Below are 18,654 nucleotides of genomic sequence, written 5' to 3' on the forward strand. Positions count from 1 at the left end.
GTAATTCAGTTGTCGTTATTGTTGACGCAAATATTGCGTAACTTTTTTTGCTTCAACTGCATTGCTCCACCAGTAATCAATACCCGTGGATAACTTTGGTTTTATATTTGGTTGTTGATACATGTTCCAATAGGCAAACCAATTTTCCCCTTTTCCATAAGTTGGAATTTGGTAATAACCTGCCCGTAAAAGCCGATCTAGTACCCGAGTACGAACAATAAGTTGATCACGATTCGGCGCATCAATCACTTGTTGAATCACGTTATCAATCACAGCACTTTTAATGCCTGCATAATTATAATTTCCAACCTGATCAGCGGCTTCACTCCCCCAAAATTGTGCTTGTTCACTAGATGGAATCAAGGATTGTGGCATTTCATCAATAATCATATCGAAATCAGAGTGACGTAATCTTTCTGTATATTGCGCATCATCTACTTTACGGATAGTGACCGTAATTCCCAATCGTTTCAAATTTCGAATATAGGGTAAGATTATCCTTTGCATTTCACTTTGGTGAATTAAAAACTCAAAATGTACTGGTCGTAAATTTTGATCAACAAGCACACCATTGTGATACCGATAACCTGAGTTTAATAATAGCTGACGTGCAGTCAGTAGATTGCTACGATTAAAACCACTCGCATCTGACACAGGATATTTCCAATTGGCCAATACGCCTTTACGCTCTAAAGGACTCATTTCATTTAATAATGGTTTTAAAACTTCCATTTCTGCAGTCGTTGGCAAACCTTTGGCTTCCAATACGCTATTTGAAAAATAACTCTGTAAGCGCTGATATTGTCCATAAAACAAGGCTTTATTTTGCCACTCAAAATCGTAGGCATAGGTTAATGCTTGACGAAAGCGAATATCCTGAAATGGCATTCGGCGCGTATTAAATACCATGCTTTTTGTGGGTATTGGTCGCTCATGTGCGATACGTTTTTGTACCACCAAACCCGCTTTAACGGCTGGAAATTGGTAATCACTTACCCATTTTCGTGCTATTTTTTCTTCATATAAACTTGATTGCCCAGCTTTAAATCCTTCAAAAGCAATATCTGCGCTTCGATAATAAGTAAACTTGAGAATATCAAAATTATATCGGCCTCTATTCACCGGAAGCTCTTTTGCCCAATACTTCAAGTTTCGTTTATAACTAATACTGCGTCCAGAATTAATCTGATGAATCAAATAAGGGCCAGAACCCAAAATAGGTTGCATGGTTATTTGAGTAAAATCCTTTTTTGCCCAATCCATTTTTGAATAAATTGGCATCTGTGCCAATATCAGTGGCATATCAGAATTATTGCCTGATTTAAATGTCATTTTGACCTGATATTTTGACAACACTTCAGTTTTATCCAAATCTGCTAGATACATTTGTAGTCCAGGATTAGATTTCGTTTGATAAGTGTCAAAACTAAATTTCACATCTTCAGCAGTCAGTTCCGAGCCATCACTAAAACGTGCCTTAGGATTAAGATGAAAAACTGCAAAGTTAGTATGCTCAGGGTCAAAAGTAATTTTTTCAGCAATTAATGGATATAACACGCCGGGTTCATCTAAAGATGAACTCATCAGGGTATCAAATAAATAATTCACACCTTCGACTGAGCTTCCTTTGCCATTCATGCTATTTAAATTATCAAAACCACCTATAACTGATGTAGTTAAATAACCTCCTTTTGCAGCATAAACATTGGCATAAGGCATTGCTGATAGTTGGCTATATTTAGGCTGACTATGTATCGCAAGAAAAGGCGTGGTCTGCAATGCAGCCCACGCCCCTTGTGTTACTAAAGTTAAACTAGATACTGCTAACCAGATTGAAGTTGAAGCATATGACATTCAACTTAACTCCTGTTTAGTACGACTCAGTTCGGCACCTTAATTACATCACCAATTCTTAGTTGAGCCGATGGTTTCAGGTCATTCATTTCAGCTAAAGCCGAGCTCTCCATACCGTAACGACTGGCTAAACCAATTAAAGTATCACCACGTTTAATACGATATTCCAAAATTGTTTTAGGAACTTGTATGCTCTGCCCAACTCGTAAACCTGCGCGAGGGCTCAAATTATTCAATTCCGCCAAATCAGAAACGCTAACGCCTACACGATTCGCAATCGAATTTAGGGATTCACCAGATTTCACACTGTAGCTTTCCGTATTATTCGATTTAACTGAATTTGTCGAAGTTTTAACTGCTGACTTTTTAGTGTCTAAAGTTTTATTGCTAAGGTCAGATGGGATCTCACCATCAATTTTAAGTTTTTGACCAACTCGTATAGCACTATTGGTACTGAGTCCATTCAAGGCTACCAAATAACTTAATTGAAGTTTATATTTATTCGCGATTTGACCTAAGCTTTCACCGGATTTAACTACATGTGTGTCGCTCATTTCATTTGATACACGACTCACAGCCTTAGACTCATTTTTAGATTCAACTTTTGTTGACTCATCACCGGTGAGTTTTAACTTTTGTCCAACGCGAAGCCCAGAACTGCGTTCAATACCATTGATATTAGCAACATAATCCATGCCCAAATTATAACGGCTTGCAATACCTGTTAGGGTATCACCTGACTGAACAACATAGGTATCAGGTACTGAATTTCCTGCTGGCACTTTCAAACTTTGTCCAACTTGCAATCCACTATTGCTATTTAGATTATTCAGATTTGCTAATTCAGACAGACTAATTTTTGATTGTGATGCAATACTGTAAAGCGTGTCACCGCGTTGAACTTTATAAGTTTCAACTTTATAAGCAGGATCAACTTTGACATTTTCAATACGGCTAACGACTTTACTGTCTAACTTTTCAACTTTTTTATCAGTCTCAACAGTATTTACAGGCACATTGATTTTTTGACCCGCCATCAAGCTACTATTTGAAGTTAGACCCGGTGTTAAGTCGGCTAACTCCTGATTTGACAGTGCATAACGGTCTGCAATGACTTTTAGATATTCACCACGTTTTACCACATAAGACTTGGTCTGAATTTTTTGCACTTTTTCAGCCGTCTGGCTCGCTATCGCTTTTTTATCAGCCTCAAGTTTTGCTTTGGATGCAGCCGTTTCTTTCAATGAAAGTTTTTGACCGACAAATAGACCACTTGTTGTAGTTAAACCATTGTAGTCAGCAAGTTGCTTAGTTGTTAATCCAAACTGGCTCGCAACTGCGGTTAGACTGTCATTGGCTTTAACCACATATTGATCTGGCGTTGTTTTCGCTTTCGATTCTTCATTATTTTGTACAATCGGCTTAGCATCGTACAAATAAATTGTTGTCCCTACATATAAAGTTGAATCTGGGGAAATTTGGTTCCACTGTGCAATATCACGCCAGTTGACACCATTTTTCATCGCAATCAATGCCAACGTATCACCCGACAAAACCGTATAAGTACTACGTTTACCTTTCGGTGGTACCACCACGATTTCTGAATCCGTACGGATCACATTTTTGCCTTGGTTACGTTTAGCCTCTTCAGAATCTAAGCTGGTATTTTCAGCGACACTTTTCGGATAAGAAAAGCCTTTTGTTAACTCTTTACCTTGCTGCTCTGCAACAGACTGGCTGGTCTGAATTGCAGTCAGCTTAATCTTGCCATCGTATGGATCGACAATTTCAGTACCTTTAGGTGCAAGGGCTTTAATTTCTTCTACAACTTCTTCTTGTTCTGCTTTGGTTGCAACCGGTTTTAAGACTTCATCAACTGTTTTATTTTCACCATCCGCCTTAATCGCTGCCATGATTTGTTCACGTTCATTAGCAGATAATGGCGGCTCGACAGAAACAGGTTTCACTTGTGTACTTGGTGAAACTGCAACAGGAATACGCGGCGCACTAGGAATATCCGTATTTGAAGCGAAAGCAGCCAATGCAGAAGAACCCACAGGCGTTTTCACTTTTACTTGACTTGCTGTAGATGTAACTGTCGTTGTCGCAGGTGTAGTAACTGTTTTAGCTGGTGGTGTTACGACAGCTGCAACTGATGGCTGATTTTTTAAAGGTGGCGGCGTGACTTTCGTAGGTTGAATCGTTTTGGTATTTAACTCAGGCGGAGTCACACGTGAAGGCGTAATTTCAACATTATTTTTCGGTAAGTTTGAATTACTTGCCCAATAACCTGAAGATCCACCTGCCTGTAATTTTTTCAAACGCACATCAACAGAAGGACTCACATCTGCTGGAATCAAAATACGCATTGGACTGCTGCTATCAATCACATCACCGCGATGACCGGGGTTTAATGAATACAATTCAGCACGACTCAAACCTGTAATTGATGCAATTTCATTTAGATTGGCAGGACCAACTGCAACTTCACGGAAATGCGGACGGTTTGCAATTGGCGGTAAACTTACACCATATGCACCCGGGTTTTTAATTATTTGCGCAACAGCTAAGAAACGTGGCACATAATTCATGGTTTCTTGCGGTAATTTTAACGACCAATAATCGGTTGGTAGGCCTGCTGCGCGGTTGCGGTTAATGGCTTGTTGAATCCGACCAGGCCCTGCGTTATAAGAAGCCAATGCCAATTCCCAAGAACCAAATTGGTTATGTAATGCACCCAAAAACTCATAAGCAGCACGTGTTGATTCAACTACATCACGACGACCGTCATATAAAGAAGTTTGTTTTAAACCGTAGATACGACCTGTACTAGGGATGAACTGCCATAAACCTGCTGCTGCTGCACTACTGGTTGCTGCTGGATCATAAGAACTTTCAATCACAGGGAGCAAAGCCAATTCTGTCGGCAAACCACGACGCTCTGCTTCTTTTACGGTGTGATATAAATAACGCGATGCACGTGCACTTAAACGATCGATATAAGGTTGACGCGAAATAAACCAACCTCGTTGCGCTTCAATACGGCTATCCCAATGGTTTAAATCCATCTTAAAACCAACCGTCATACGCTTCCAAACATCACCATGTTTTAGAACCAATAAACGATCGCCTTCTACTGCACGCATATCTGTTGCAGACAGTAAATCTTCTAGCGAGTCTAAACTGTTGGCATCAAGAAAATTAGAACCCGCCTGCTTCGAGCCCGCTTTTTGAGTTGTTGTTTGCGACGATGCACAGCCCGTGAGACCCAGTGCTGCAAGTGCCGAACCTAACACTGTAAATTTAAATAGTTGAGGTAAAGTAGGCTGCCATTCAGTCGCAGTTGATTTATACATAAAAAAATCCAGACAACTCGTATAAAATTTATTTTTTAGATATGCCATTGTAGTGAAGCAGGCTTCAGACACAAGGCGTTAATTTAACGCTATTTCAGTATAAATGTTACAAGAAATTAAAAAAAACGCGCGATATGGCTTTATCAGCCGCATTTGCGATATACAATATACAACTCAGATTGATAATTTTTGTCCGGATTTGATTTATGTCTCAAACAATCACGCTTTATGTTGATGGTGCATGTCGCGGCAACCCTGGTTTGGGTGGCTGGGGAGCTTATATCATCCGTGAATCCGGCGAAGAGAAAATCTGTGGTGGTGAAGAAAATACCACCAATAACCGCATGGAACTGACTGCTGCCATAGAAGGCATTAAGCATTGTTCAGCCGATGATAAGTTAATTATTTGGACTGACTCCAACTATGTGAAACAAGGCATCACTGAATGGATTCATGGTTGGAAAAAGAAAAATTGGAAAGATGTTAAAAATCCTGACCTTTGGAAACTCCTTGATGCTACATGTCAGGGTCGTGATATTGAGTGGAACTGGATCAAAGGTCATGCGGGACATCCTGGCAATGAAATGGCCGATCAATTGGCCAATCTTGGTGCCGACAAAACTTTAGAAGCACTCAAGCAAGCCCCATCTACTGTAGCTGAAGCCCCTAAAAAAAAAGCTGAATTAGACTGGTTGCTCAATGATCCATTTGGACTTGAGTTTGCTGGTGATGAAGATGATGAAGAACCACCGGAAGATACATCTACAGTTACAGCCGAAGTCGTTCATGATGATACAACTGAAATTCCTGTCATCATCTCAAATACCGCTGTAACAGATGCCGATGATGTCATCGAAAAAGTATTAAGCCCAGAACTAGAAAGTGAAAAAGCGGATCACTTAAAACACAGTGCCGATTTAACAAATAAAGTGATTCATCCTAAAATCGTGATCACGCCTGCGACTGTTGATGTCACAGGCCCACGTCAGCTGATTCTCGATACGGAAACGACAGGTTTCTATTTTCAAGATGGTGACCGAATTATTGAAGTCGGCGCTGTGGAAATGATTAACCGTAAATTGACGGGTAGCTCAATTCACATTTATATCAATCCGCAAAAACCCGTCGGTGAATCTGAAAATATCCATGGTATCAGCGATGACTTTCTTAAAGACCAACCCTTATATAGTGAAATTGCCGATGTGCTGTTTGATTATTTAAAAGGGGCAGAAATTATTGCGCATAATGCTACCTTCGATATGAACTTCCTCAATATGGAGTTCAAGCGTGCAGGATTTGTTGCGCTTTCGGACGTGTGTGAAGTCACTGACACCTTGGCAATGGCGAAAGCCAAACACCCTGGCCAGAAAAACTCTCTTGATGCTTTAGTGCGTCGTTATGAAATTCCACAACGTGATCGTACCTTCCATGGTGCCTTGCTCGATGCTGAAATTTTATCTGATGTTTACTTAGCGATGACTGGTGGTCAGGTTTCATTTGATATGGATGCCTTGACCCACAGCCAAAATGCTGATGGTTCACAAACCCGAACTGCAGTAGAAATTGAACTTCCTGTCATTCTACCTTCAGCAGATGAACTTGAGGCACATGAGACATGGATCAAACAATATGAAGAAAAACATGGATCACCTTGCCTTTTTGCCAAATAAAAACTAAATTTCGTGTTACTTTTTGTATTTAAACAATTCATACATACGTTATAGTAAAACCATAAACATGAACCGCCTTAACCGGCGGTTTATAAACAAGATATAACATCAAGGAAAGGTGCAGATACATGTCTTACCAAACCTCTATTCATTTTGATCCAACGGCTTTGCTGATAATAAAAAATGAAGTTGATAACTCGATCAAATTAGTCGAATCAGCAGTCAGCACCCTAGTTGAAGATCAAACATTACCTTTCGGGATTGATGATGCACTGACTCAATTTGAACAGTGTGCACAAGTTTTAGCATTGGTCGATATGCCAAGTTTGGCAAAGATTGCCCAATATTCAGCAGAATTAATGCGCAAGATCATGGGGAATCCAGCGCAAATTAATACTCAAGATGTCATCGCATTGAGCGAAGGCACCACCATGCTAAAACGCTATATTGAATTTATCTGTCTGCGTGAAGTTAAAATCCCACAATTCCTGCTCGACAGCTTAAACCGCTTAGAACTTGCTTTAGGTAAGCCGGTAACAACTGAAGGTCAGCATATTGAGTCACTACTCGACTGCATTACACCTGATTTTGAATTACCTCAAGCACCTGCTTTAGAAAAATCTAAATATGTTCATCGCTTATACAAACTCACGCTGAATAAATTGATAAAGCAAGAAGAAAGCGAACTTGACCTACAAGCGATGAAATTGGTCGGTGCTTATTTAGCTGGATTATCTGAAAAGCACCCAAGTAAACAATATTGGAACTTGGTTTTTGTTGCACTCAATCAAATTGATCAACTGTTGATTACCGATGCACGTTTACGCACGCTAATCAGCATTGAACGCAACATGGCTCAATTTTTTGATGCACCAGAACGTTATAAAGCGAGTATTGCAGATCTTGCCAACGTCCTGAGCCTTTGCATCAGTCAAGAAGATGATATATCGCATCATATTCGTGGCAAGCTCAACATTGGCGAAGATCTATTAACTGATACACAGCTACAAGTATTTAGCCGTCATTTATATGGCCCTGACTTTAACACCATGCATACCATTGGTGAGTTAGTGACGAGTGAGATGGCCCAAATTCGCAATGACATTGAGTTCAACTACCAAAACATGACACCTGAAAAGACTCAGGAACTACAAACCAAATTGAATGAGTTAGCGAACATCTTCAAAGTACTCAACCTGAATGAAGCGCATAACGATTTATCACGTCAAGCAGCTTCTCTCGGTAATACTGCAATTCTGCAAGATGAAAACTTTGCTCAGCAATTGATGAATACCATTCTTTCAGCAATGAACTCAATTGGTGTATTAGAGCGTCACCATACCTCAAGCCGCCTGCAGCTGCGTGTGAATAACATGAACATCTCGCTTGATCGCTTAGATGAAGCCCATGCTGCATTGCTGAACGAAACCAAAGTCTTAATTGATACAGCCAGCCAATCTTTGGCGCAGTACTTGAAAGATGGTGATGTAACAAATATTGCAACCACAGCGACACAAGTACGTGAAATTGGTGGTGCAATGTTGTTCTTAAATGCGGATGCTGCACAAAATGCATTAAATACCACAGCGAAATTTATTCAAGCTCGAGTTGATACAGCTACTGCAATCAATGCAGTGGAAATCAATCAAGCGCTCGATTCACTCGCAAGTGCTGACATGCTCATTGACAATTTAAAGAACAAACAACCTGTATTACACACGATGTTTAAGGTAGCATTGGACAGTAGCGAAAAACTGAAATCTGCAGCAGCCTAATGTCTAAATTGTCACTTGCCTATATCTTTAAACAACAGCAATTGTTGGTCGATGAAAACTTTCAACTTCCAGAAGTTGAGCAACTCGCAAGTGATTTAAATATAGGTACGGGTGATCAAGTGATTGCCCGTGACCTCCTCGAAGATGAGCCTATTCCTCAAGGCTTACAACTCATTCCAATACGTCAGCTTTTGCAACTCTGGAATGTCAAAGAGTTTGAACAAGCTAGTCGTGCAATTCAACTTTTAGAATGGCGTCGTAATCATAAATTTTGTAGCCATTGCGGTACAGCAACTGAAGTTCACGCGACTGAATATGCAATGGTATGCCCTGCCTGTGGCTATCACCAATATCCACGGGTCAATCCCTGCGTCATTACCGTTATTACACGTGGCAAGGACGAAATCCTCTTAGCAAAAAATGCGCGTAACGCACGGCAAATGTATGGCTTAATTGCCGGTTTTGTTGAAGTTGGCGAAACTTTAGAGGAAGCTGTACGTCGCGAAACCTTGGAAGAAGTTGGCATACAGGTTAAAAATATCCAGTACTTAGCTAGCCAACCTTGGCCTTTCCCGAGTAATTTAATGATTGCTTTTAAAGCCGAATATGCAGCTGGTGAATTACAGTTACAAGAAGAAGAAATTGCGGATGCCGCATTTTTCAAGTTTGATCATCTGCCAGAAATCCCCTTTAAAGGTAGTATTGCCCACGCCATGATTATGCATGCGATACATGGAACAGCGGTAGCTGATGATACAGAGGCTTGGCTTTAATCAAGCAGCAAAAGGTATTTACAAAAAAATAAACCGCAATAGATTTGCGGTTTATTCATACCAATAACAGCTCTCTAAACCTTCGGGCTAATTTCATCTAAAACACGCATAATTTCAGCTTTGGTTTTAAAGAAACGACTAAATAAGCTCGATACTGACCCAATCATCGTGATATGACCGACACGAGGAATTTCTATTAACTGACTGTGATTTCCCAATGCCTTTAATTGACGGTCTAAATCTTCACTATTATTTACCCCAACAATATCGTCATTCGCGGCAGTAAATAAGTAGTGTTTTACTTTGTTAGATTCAACAAAATAATACGGCATCACTTGCTGATATGGGACATCTTGATCGAAAGCCTCAGCACAAATTGGGTCACCTTTATAGTCAAAATGATAAGGCCCAGCCAAGCCGACAATGGCACGAATGTTTTCACGGATTTGTAATTGATATGGCTGAGGATGGTACAGCGCAGACATGACATTAAATGCCCCTGCTGAATGCCCCATCAACACCAAATCTTCTAGTTCGATCTGCAACTTATGCTGTGATTGCGTCAAATAGTTTAATGCTAGACTCAAATCATCAATTGATGCAGGAAAAATATGTTCTGGTGCAAGTTGATAGTTTATAACCGCAACATCAAAACCTTCTTTAGCAAAGGCTTCACCAATAAAACCATAGTCTTTTTTATCACCATGCATCCATGCGCCACCATGTACAAATACAATCAGTGGGCGCTTTTGACGTGGTTGCTCAGTACGATATAAATCCAAACGATGACGGGCTTTTAAGCCATACGCAATATTACTTTGGATGCTATAACCTTTTTTAGGTGTGAGCCGATTGAGTGCAAGACTACCAAAATCATAGATTCTAAAGTCTCGATAAAGTGATTTTGCCAGCTCCACCTTTTGTTGAAGCTGTTGTGACCAAAGCTGAAACTTGCTCGACATAGATTTTCGATACTAAATAATTGAGATTTATTGTGCGTAATTTGGATCAACTGCATCTGGGTCAATGGCAACGGGCGTTTGTACTTCAGGTTGCACATCACTAACAGTTGGTGTGGTAAAGCTCGAGTTGATACTACGCTCTTGTGGATTTGAGCTTTGTTCAACATTGTCAATTAAAGTGACAATTCGCGTTACATTACCCACTTGTTGCAAGATTTGATTTAAGTCTGTGATTTCCGCACTGTTTAAACGGCCCATCACATAAAGAACAGCATCTTCAGTATGAATGTGTACTTTGCTGTCAGATACCACAGGCGCTTTCATAATTAGCCCACGGGTATTAGCTGTTACAGCTGTATCTTGCATAATAGTGCTGTAGCTAATTTGGTTGCCCACAGTAATATAATTATGTACGTTTTTAACATCACTCATTGAACGAACATTTTCTTCAGCCAATTCTTTTAAGTGATTATCAGGCACTTGGCCTGTTAACAACACATTGCCATGAAAGCTTTCAATATTGACACGAGATTGTTTAAAACGACTGTCTAATTTATATAAATTAATTTTTGCAGTACGAACAATAGATGAGTCAATAAATACTTGCCCCAAAGAGCGTGCACCACTTTCCGTTCCTACAGGTGCTGAGCCTGTACCATTTGAAATAAAACTCGCACATCCTGATAAACTCGCGACACAAAGCATCGTCATTGCAATACGCTTAACCACTCAGCACAACTCCTAAAATTTTTACACCGGTATTTTTCTATGCATTTACACAGTTTCTTTTATCAGAGATTAATCAACTCTTGATCAAAAGTAAAAGCATTTTCAATCCATTGCTGATCATACGGGTATTTTGAAAAGTCTTGCTGTAGTGTTTTTGCAAAGTGTTGATAAAAATCAAAACAAATCACATCAAAGCGACAATAATAATCATAAAAATGTGACTGTTCATTTAAAAAATGCAACGCGGTCTTCATCATTTTACGTTGTTTGTGAATCGAGATTGTTTCTATCGCTTGTGCATATTGGGTATTTGAACGCGCTTTAACTTCAATAAAAACCAAGTCTTTTTCTCGAGCTACGATCAAATCAATTTCGCCATAACGACTATGTAAATTACGTTGTACCAAGACATAATTTTGCTGCTGTGCCCATGTTAGCGCTTGCTGCTCTGCCCACTGGCCTAAGTTCATCATATCCACACCCTCAATCTAACTTTTCCTATTAAATTGAAATCGGCTCAATACCCTTTTTAGTTCGTTGATAGCAATGTGGAATACGGTGAATTTGATTGTCACTGATTTTAATTAATCCTGTCCTGCCCTGAAATTCTAAACTTTTTAATTTGGGCTCTTGTAAATATTGCTTCGCGATATGCCACGCGTCACCACCGAAAGCCATTAAACGTTGATATGGCATCGCAACAGGATTATGTTCATAAGCCCGCATTACATCTGACCACTTCGCATCATACAATGCTGGTGCATCACAAAACTTCACCCCCATTGGTACTGGTTGATCGGCCTCAATTGCATTGGCCAACGTGTAAATTTGCTTTTTAGGTAAATTATTTTGACTATTTAACCACTGATTATTACCGAGCAATAACACCCCCTGATATTTCTTTATTTTTGCAGGCAATTGATCAATAACATGTAATGGCAGAGGTGTTTGACTCATGAGCACCATTAACATCAGTTCATGCTCATCCTCTGTCCCTGGCTGCCTGAACACCATCACTTCTTTTAATTGATCTTTTTCAAAAACATTTTTTAAAGCTACAGCATCATCACGTTTGGCCAAACTATATTGCCAAACATTGGCCATTTGATTTGAAGATTCATTTAATGCAAGTACACGGACTTTCGGTTTGGCCTTGACCAAGGCTTCGACGTCTTGACGTGCAAGTGGTCCAATGACCAGTTGTGTTTTTTTATTGACGTGTTTTTTTAATAAAGCTGCTATCTGCTTTTGATCCGAATTAATAAATTTTACGGGTACTTTATAGTCGGATGAATTATATGCGCTGTTGAAACCTTGCTTAATACTGGATGCGGCTCGCGCCATAGGGCCAGATTCGGGTAGAATGACCAATACATTTGCTTGTGCTGCTGAAATTAAACTGCTTAGCAAGCAAAAAACCATTATTTTTTTCTTATTATCCAACATGGAGAAACCTATGAGTGCTCAGTTATTTGTTGTTGCGACTCCAATCGGGCACTTAGATGATATTAGTTATCGTGCAATTGATGTTTTGAAGTCGGTTAAAATTATTGCCGCTGAGGATACACGAACTTCTGCACAATTACTTAAGCATTTTGGTATCTCAACCCCCTTAACTGCATGTCATGATCACAATGAAAATAACAAGATTGATCAACTGATTGAACGTCTTGAAAATGGTGAGAATATGGCGTTAATCAGTGATGCTGGTACGCCATTAATCAGTGATCCAGGGTTTAAATTAGTCCGTGCTGCACAAGAAAAAAATATCCGTGTTATTCCAGTTCCAGGTGCATGTGCCGCAATTGCCGCACTGAGTGCTGTAGGCTTACCTAGTGACCGTTTTAGTTTTGAAGGTTTCTTACCTTCTAAACAATCACAACGTTTATTGGCACTAGAAAAACTTAAAGATGAAACTCAAACCATGATTATCTATGAAGCGCCACATCGTATTGTCGATAGCTTAAAAGATATGGTTGAGGTTTTTGGTGCGGATCGTCCTGTCGGTTTTGCACGTGAGATCACCAAAACATTTGAAACCATTAAAAAAATGGCTTTGGGTGAATTGGTACAGTTTATAGAGTCTGATCACAACCAACAAAAAGGTGAAATCGTACTGGTGATTGGTGGTGCTACGGTTGAAAAAGACTTAGACCAGGAAAAGCTAGATAAATTATTAACTCGCTTACTTCAAGATTTATCAGTCAAAGCTGCATCACAATTGGCCGCAGATTTAACAGGTATTAAAAAGAAAGTGGCTTACCAACGCGCTTTAGAGTTAACGCAAGCAAACGACTAAATTTACATTTATTTCATCTTTATAAACTTATGGAATCTTCGGATTCCATAAACGATATAATTAAATAAACAACTTCAAAAACAATATGTAATAGTGATGAATAAAATGTCGATAAAACAATCTCTCAAAAATAATGCTGTGTGGATTGTATTTAATCTAGTTTGGTTCATCATGCTTGCGCATATTCTTTATTATGGTCTAAAACCTTATCGTCACTATCGCTTTGAAGAGCTGATCAGCGCTGACCCGCATGCTGTATTGATGACCATGATCTTGCTTTCATTGTATTTCATTGCTGGCAATATAATGAAGTACACTGGATTCTGGCCGCGCCGTCGTTACCTGTCTTATTTGATTCTGAGTACTGTTTTAATGTTTCAAAGCTTTGTTGCATTTATTGGTGCTATGCATTCACCGCCATACTGGGCAGCATTTATTATCAATTCTATGTTTCTACTATTACTACATTTTGTGTTTTATCCAATCTATGCGATTAGTCGAAAATATATGAAACCGCAAAAAAATTAAAGTTGTATAAGTAAATTGAGAACGTTCAAAAATAGAATAACTGTCACAACAAGTTCTTGGGCAAAACACAAAAAAAACACCACTTGATGTGGTGTTTTTTATTTTAATCTTTTGCAGACTCGTCTGGAGGTACTTCAGTAATACGCCCACCACGAGCTAAGAATGCCGCAACTTCATCTTCAAGTGCTTGACGCTGTTTAAGCTTTGCAGTCACTGTTAGCGTTTCTGCTTCTGCAGTGTCGCCATCCGTTGCAGAATCAGCTGCATCACCCGCGCCTTTTTCAGCAGCTTGCGCTTCGTCTTCGTCGACTACTGAGTCTTCAGCATCATCATAATCGTTCATATCAGTCATCGTGTTCTCCCCGCTAATGACTTATGTTTGCCAGTGGATGGCTGGTTTTAAATTAAAAGAAATTTAACAATCTCTGAGCTTTTCGCATAGTGCCTAAGATCAAAAAATCGTATCTTTTTTAATCAAAATCGTAACCTTGTATAAACGATTGCTTAAAAATTATCTATTTTTCGATTATCAAGCATAGATCGTGTCTTTGAGAATACTTAAGCCATTCGCCTGAGCCATGAAGGCATCTTTCAGAACTGCCTGATTTTCAACTTGTTTGAGACCAATATTACGCGCCCAAACCACAGGTGATAAAGTCGTGGTTTCCAACCAACCAATTGCTGACATGCTATGCATCATGGCATCATTTTGGCCTTTACGACGATGCTCATAACGTTTCAAAGTTTGCTCATGTGCCCAAACACCACGCTTTTTATCCTTCAAGAGCACATCACATAACACCGCAGCATCTAAGCAACCAATATTCACACCTTGCCCCGCTAATGGATGAATCACATGTGCAGCATCGCCAATTAAAGCCAAGCCATCACGCACGTATTGCTGTGCAGCACGCGCTTTGAGCGGAAACTTAGCACGCGGTGTTGCTTCTAGTACTTCGCCTAACATGTGATGGCTTTCACGTGTCAATAATTGAGTGAATTCAGTGTCATTTAAAGCCACATATTCATCGGCATAATCATCTGGCAAAGTCCAAACGATAGACTGCCAATAACCACTTTCTTCCGGCTTTAAACTTGCCATCGGCAAGAATGCCAAAGGCCCAGTTTCCAAGAAAATTTGACGTGCCACATGCTGATGCGGTTGGGCGGTTTTTATGGCACAACTCACCCCTGCTTGTTTGTAATCTAGGACATCTAAATCAATAAAAGCCTGTTCACGTACAAAGGAGTTTGCGCCATCTGCACCGATGACTAATTTAGTTTTCAGCTGCGTGCCATCAGCAAGATGAATGATCCACACACCTACACCTTGCTCAACGCGATTCACTTTGACTTGGGTACGATAATCTTGCAATTGTTCGAGCAATTGTTGTTGAATCGCCAAGTTCAATAGACTCGGTTCGACCATTGAGCCTAAAGCTTGCTCGACACTCGGTGTTTGCTCCGAAACATGCCCAAAGTTAATTTCACCATAGCCATTTTTATTCCAAACTTGCATACCCGTATACGGCTGCTGACGTGCAAGTTTTTCCCATACTTGCACTGTTTTTAATAAGTGAATCGTCGCTTGGCTTAAAGCAAGTACACGTGGATTGGCGACGCTTTTGGTTTTTTCAGCATCTAAAATGGGTGCTGCATCAAGTACCGTCGCTTGCACACCACCTTGAGCGAGTAATAGAGCCGTTAAACCACCAACAAGGCCACCACCGACAATTACGACATCTAAAACATCAGACTGATTTACACTCATGCTTTTAACCCCATTGCGTAGTTAGCAACCAGTGGTTTAACGCCCGGAATGGTATCAAAGGCCACCAATCCAGTATTACGGATAAACTTCAACAATGGATTGCGATTGCTAAAACCACGTACGACAGAATCACAGAATTTGATCACACGCTGTTGATCGGTTAGACGTGATCTTTCGTAATCTAACAACATTGCGGCATCGCCTAAATCTGCATTGTTGCTCACTTGTTCTGTTAAATAACGTAATAATACATGGGCATCACGCATACAAAGATTGAAGCCCTGACCTGCCACTGGATGAATGGTATGTGCTGCATTACCCATCAACACTACACGTCCAACTGCTTGTTTCTCAGCAAGCACTTGTGACAATGGAAAGCTAAAGCGTTTACCAGTTTTTTGAAACTTACCTGCACGGTCGCCATAGGTTTGTTGTAATGCATCAAGGAAATGTTGATCATTTTCATCACCCAACCATTCTCCTTCAGTCCCTTTAGCAACAGGCCAAACAACAGAACGACGGTATTCACCCGGTAAAGGTAATAGTGCCAGAGGCCCTAAATGGCTAAAGCGTTCAAAACCTACATGATTATGCGGTTTAGAGGTTTGGACTGTGGTCACAATAGCAACTTGGTCATAGTCATGCACAGATGCGCCAATGCCTAAGGCTTTGCGGCAGAATGAATCACGACCATCTGCAGCAATCACAATTTTTGCTTGTAGTTTGAGTTGTTCTTCACCGCGCTGTGCTTCGATATAGGCATGGTCTGCATCTTGCGTAAGTGATGTGACTTGCACACCATCTATCAACTCGATGAGTGTTTGTTTTTTGACTTCCGTGAGCAATACGCGACCGAGCCATGCGTTTTCAATCACTTGCCCAAAGCTTTCGACTTTTTCTTGATCTGCTTTTAAACGCGCCTTACCAAAGCTGCCCTGTTCAGTAATGTTAACTTCTAAAATAGGCGTTGCATGTTCTTGCAAAGCGCTCCACAAGCCAAGTTCTTGGTAGATTTGCACGGTACGGCGTGACAATGCACTGTTTCGCGCATCGAAACTTGAGTGATATGGGGCAAGGTTTGCATCATCATAATTGGGGTATTTGATTGCTTCGAGTAGCTTTACGCCAATCTTTGCTTTTGCCAACATCAGAGCCAGACTCAGTCCGACCATTCCACCACCCACAATGATGACTTCTTGCTGCATGCTTTGATCCTTTTTTATGTTGTATTCGAATTCAGGAGAGGCATTCGAAATACGTATAATCTGTAATGGATTTTATCTTACATCAAGGCTATGAATTTTTACATTGTTAAGCATTACTTTTAATACGTATATCTATGATGCTATTAGCTAAAAAACTGAACAATCAAATTCTTGAATACATTCTGTTCAAGTGAATAATTTAAGCTTTTAAAGCTTCGATTAATTTATCTAAGCGTATTTGAGCATCGACATTAAATGCATTTGCAGCCTAGTGATACCACCTTTTTGCCATCTTTAAATCTAGATCTACACCATTACCCAATACATAGATTAATCCAATTCGTTGCGACCATATTGTATTTATGACTTTGCTGAGTTCATGACTTTTCGATGAACAAGTGAGCTTTAAATATAAAAAATATGCAATAAAACAACCTAGCCTAGCAGTTAGGATATGCCTCCGGTATTTGAACGTTTTTTTGTGTCATTTTTTTCAATTGCTCTGAAAATTGATCAAAATAAAAAGTATCATCTATAAAAACTGTTAGATAATCACCCTTTTTAAGTTGGACCATAAAATCAGAATAACCAGGCCCTCTTGCTGGTAAAATATTTTGAAATGAAAAGTTTTTAATCTGATTAATATCTAAAATTAATGCACGTTCTACACCAACAAAACCTATTTTTTTATTCAAATAGTCTAACCAAATTCCACTATTCTCACCCATTAACTCCTTTACTTTCTTAGGAATATACTTAACTCCATCATGCTCAATATGATTCACATTCAAATCAATTTTCTTTTTAAATAATATAAATTTAGTAATCTCAATATTTTCTTCATATTCGTTGTTTTCTAAAAAATATTCATATGTTCGATTATTGTAAAAATGGAGTGATGTACTGCCATCATCATCTCCAGACTCTTCATCATAGGTGTAACAAATTGAAGCATCGATACCATTGGCAAAAACAAATCTCAAATAACATTGATCTTGCCTTTCCCAACCATACTGATCAACATCAATATCCTCGTCTAACCACAATTCACGTAGTTCCTTATAACTAGCATCGGTATTAGTTTTATCATATAAATCAACAAAGAATTCTTGCACTGGCCTATTAGAAATTACATTTTCTGCATATAACTCTAATTGATCAACCACAATTCCTTCTATTCTCACTTTATAAATAAACCGTAAATATTGAGTTCCATATTCAGTAAAATAAGCTTCAACCAAACCTAGTTTTTCTAACTGCTCGTACGTTGTATCCCAAGATATCATCTGCTTAGGTTCAGAATATACTTCATAACCTAAATCACCATCAGCCAAATACTCATCCAAAATTGTATAGTTTCGACCAATCTTTTTTGCCCAAATTTTTACTTTAGTATCGTCTAGATTGGCCTTACTTGCCTCAAAAAATGCTTTATCATCAAAATTATAAATATTTGATAATTCACGATATATCAAATCAAAGCCGAGCAACTCTGTCGATATATAATGTTGCATATCTGTAAAAATATATAGAAATGGGACATTACCTAAAATCTGTACATAAGCATATTTTAACAAGCTTATATTCACAGTTTCGATCTGATCAAATTGTTTATAAAATAGTGTATTTTTATCTAACCAAATTTCTTTAATATTCATTAATTTCTCATTATTTTTTTATTTTTCTTTCTAAAACAAGCCGATCATCTGACCGGCTTTTTATTCACTGCGAA

Annotated in this window: 15 protein-coding genes; 5 read left to right on the forward strand and 10 right to left on the reverse strand. The window is 39.3% G+C overall.

The genetic code is table 11. The annotated features are described in order from the left end of the window. Positions 1–15: 15 nt before the first annotated feature. Entirely contained in the window at positions 16–1,854 is a 1,839-nt protein-coding gene (locus A9J31_RS11800) for an extracellular solute-binding protein (RefSeq protein ID WP_067766038.1), read from the reverse strand. 26 nt (positions 1,855–1,880) lie between these two features. Continuing rightward, on the reverse strand, positions 1,881–5,210 hold the full coding sequence (locus A9J31_RS11805) for a lytic transglycosylase (protein ID WP_067766041.1): 3,330 nt from the start codon (positions 5,208–5,210) through the stop codon (positions 1,881–1,883). A 206-nt stretch (positions 5,211–5,416) separates the two neighbouring features. Here A9J31_RS11805 and dnaQ point away from each other — a divergent pair, with 206 nt between their 5' ends. The 3 genes from dnaQ (at position 5,417) to nudC (ending at position 9,428) form a co-directional block, all read left to right on the forward strand. After that, positions 5,417–6,880 carry a DNA polymerase III subunit epsilon gene (gene dnaQ, locus A9J31_RS11810; RefSeq protein WP_067766044.1) on the forward strand — a complete coding sequence of 488 codons (1,464 nt, stop codon included), beginning with the start codon at positions 5,417–5,419 and terminating at the stop codon, positions 6,878–6,880. A 128-nt stretch (positions 6,881–7,008) separates the two neighbouring features. Next, positions 7,009–8,655 (forward strand): chemotaxis protein, encoded by a 1,647-nt coding sequence (locus A9J31_RS11815; RefSeq protein WP_067766047.1) that lies wholly within the window; start codon positions 7,009–7,011, stop codon positions 8,653–8,655. Then, positions 8,655–9,428 carry an NAD(+) diphosphatase gene (gene nudC / locus A9J31_RS11820; RefSeq protein ID WP_067766050.1) on the forward strand — a complete coding sequence of 258 codons (774 nt, stop codon included), beginning with the start codon at positions 8,655–8,657 and terminating at the stop codon, positions 9,426–9,428. Before A9J31_RS11815 ends, nudC begins: the two co-directional genes overlap by 1 nt. 74 nt (positions 9,429–9,502) lie before the next feature. Here the strand turns inward: nudC and A9J31_RS11825 are convergent, their stop codons facing one another. The 4 genes from A9J31_RS11825 to A9J31_RS11840 all read right to left on the reverse strand — a co-directional run bounded on the left by A9J31_RS11825 (position 9,503) and on the right by A9J31_RS11840 (position 12,565). Continuing rightward, positions 9,503–10,390 (reverse strand): alpha/beta hydrolase, encoded by an 888-nt coding sequence (locus tag A9J31_RS11825; protein ID WP_067766053.1) that lies wholly within the window; start codon positions 10,388–10,390, stop codon positions 9,503–9,505. A 27-nt stretch (positions 10,391–10,417) separates the two neighbouring features. Continuing rightward, on the reverse strand, positions 10,418–11,119 hold the full coding sequence (locus tag A9J31_RS11830) for a BON domain-containing protein (protein ID WP_067766056.1): 702 nt from the start codon (positions 11,117–11,119) through the stop codon (positions 10,418–10,420). A 62-nt stretch (positions 11,120–11,181) separates the two neighbouring features. Beyond that, entirely contained in the window at positions 11,182–11,589 is a 408-nt protein-coding gene (locus A9J31_RS11835; protein WP_067766314.1) for a YraN family protein, read from the reverse strand. 31 nt (positions 11,590–11,620) lie between these two features. Further along, on the reverse strand, positions 11,621–12,565 hold the full coding sequence (locus A9J31_RS11840; protein ID WP_067766059.1) for a penicillin-binding protein activator: 945 nt from the start codon (positions 12,563–12,565) through the stop codon (positions 11,621–11,623). Between the two features lie 10 nt (positions 12,566–12,575). On the opposite strand from A9J31_RS11840, the gene rsmI reads away from it, so the two are divergent. Both rsmI and A9J31_RS11850 read left to right on the forward strand, forming a co-directional pair. After that, on the forward strand, positions 12,576–13,418 hold the full coding sequence (rsmI, locus tag A9J31_RS11845) for a 16S rRNA (cytidine(1402)-2'-O)-methyltransferase (RefSeq protein WP_067766317.1): 843 nt from the start codon (positions 12,576–12,578) through the stop codon (positions 13,416–13,418). A gap of 105 nt (positions 13,419–13,523) precedes the next feature. Further along, the gene (locus A9J31_RS11850) at positions 13,524–13,946 is read left to right on the forward strand and encodes a hypothetical protein (RefSeq protein ID WP_067766062.1); all 423 of its coding nucleotides are present in this window, start codon (positions 13,524–13,526) and stop codon (positions 13,944–13,946) included. A 103-nt stretch (positions 13,947–14,049) separates the two neighbouring features. Here A9J31_RS11850 and A9J31_RS11855 read toward each other — a convergent pair whose 3' ends face one another. From A9J31_RS11855 to A9J31_RS11870, 4 genes are all read right to left on the reverse strand, one after another. Further along, the gene (locus tag A9J31_RS11855) at positions 14,050–14,298 is read right to left on the reverse strand and encodes a hypothetical protein (protein ID WP_067766065.1); all 249 of its coding nucleotides are present in this window, start codon (positions 14,296–14,298) and stop codon (positions 14,050–14,052) included. A gap of 177 nt (positions 14,299–14,475) precedes the next feature. After that, positions 14,476–15,717: an FAD-dependent monooxygenase gene (locus A9J31_RS11860; RefSeq protein WP_067766068.1), complete on the reverse strand. Its 1,242-nt coding sequence runs from the start codon at positions 15,715–15,717 to the stop codon at positions 14,476–14,478. Then, positions 15,714–16,922, reverse strand: a complete 1,209-nt coding sequence (gene ubiH / locus A9J31_RS11865; RefSeq protein ID WP_067766071.1) for a 2-octaprenyl-6-methoxyphenyl hydroxylase — start codon at positions 16,920–16,922, stop codon at positions 15,714–15,716. Before ubiH ends, A9J31_RS11860 begins: the two co-directional genes overlap by 4 nt. Positions 16,923–17,362: 440 nt before the next feature. Next, the gene (locus A9J31_RS11870; RefSeq protein ID WP_067766074.1) at positions 17,363–18,580 is read right to left on the reverse strand and encodes a hypothetical protein; all 1,218 of its coding nucleotides are present in this window, start codon (positions 18,578–18,580) and stop codon (positions 17,363–17,365) included. Between the last annotated feature and the right edge of the window lie 74 nt (positions 18,581–18,654).

Source organism: Acinetobacter gandensis (genome assembly GCF_001678755.1).
GTDB classification, from domain to species: domain Bacteria; phylum Pseudomonadota; class Gammaproteobacteria; order Pseudomonadales; family Moraxellaceae; genus Acinetobacter; species Acinetobacter gandensis.